Source organism: Mycobacterium sp. UM_CSW (genome assembly GCF_000455205.1).
Lineage (GTDB): Bacteria > Actinomycetota > Actinomycetes > Mycobacteriales > Mycobacteriaceae > Mycobacterium.
This window is the reverse complement of the sequence record NZ_AUWQ01000168.1, coordinates 1-968: the sequence shown is the minus strand read 5'-3', so window position 1 is coordinate 968 and position 968 is coordinate 1. Positions and strand designations below refer to the sequence as shown.

The 968-nt window shown below is 68.5% G+C and carries 1 protein-coding gene; it reads right to left on the bottom strand.

Annotation, left to right across the window (positions count from 1 at the left end):
- The coding region (locus tag N415_RS30250) for a lipase maturation factor family protein (protein WP_068189965.1) at positions 1-968 on the bottom strand (968 nt) is incomplete at both ends.

Below are 968 nucleotides of genomic sequence, written 5' to 3'. Positions count from 1 at the left end.
CCGGCGAGATCGCGGCGAACCACATCAGCCAGTCCAGGCGCAGATGGTAAGGGGCCCACTGCCGCGGCAGCCGTCGCACGCCGCCGGGTTTGCCCTTGAATTCGTATTCCTTCCACACCGTTTCGTCGGTGACCCGTAACTCGTCGGTGCCCTCGATCACCACCTCGCGGCGGACCCGCCCGATGCTGCCGAACGCCCCGTACGTGTTCACCAGATGAAATGGATTGAAGGACATGTTCATTCGCTGCCGCGGCGAGAGCATGTTGCGCAGGGGCCAGTAGCTCAGGAACAGCACGGCGGCACTGAACGCCATCACCACGGCGGCGAACCACAGCGGCGGCGCCGTCCACGCCGGATGCGCGGGCACCGGAAAGAGCAGCGCCAGCGACGAGTCGTCGATGGCGCTGAACGCCAGCAGGATCGTCACCCAGTTGAGCCAGGCGAAGTTGCCCGACGCCACCAGCCACAGCTGGGTGACGACGACGATCGCGCCGGCCACGCTGGCCACCGGCTGCGGCGCGAACAACCCGAACGGCACGATCAGCTGGGCGAAATGGTTGCCGGCCACCTCGACGCGGTGCAGCGGCCTGGGCAGGTGATGGAAGAACCAGCTCAACGGCCCCGGCATCGGCTGCGTCTCGTGGTGGTAGTACAGGCACGTCAGGTCGCGCCAACACGGGTCGCCGCGCATCTTGATCAGCCCCGCGCCGAACTCGACCCGGAACAGCAGCAGCCGCGCCATCCACAGCGTCAGCACCGGCGGCGCCACCCGGTCGTTGCCGAGGAAGATCATCAGGAAGCCCGCCTCGAGCAGCAACGACTCCCAGCCGAAGCCGTACCAGGTCTGGCCGACGTTGACGATCGAAAGGTAGAGCGCCCACAGGGCCAGCCAGGCCAGCATCGCGGCCCACACCGGCGCCAGGTCGGCCGCGCCGGCGACGACGGCCGCCGCCAGCGCCGCACCCAGC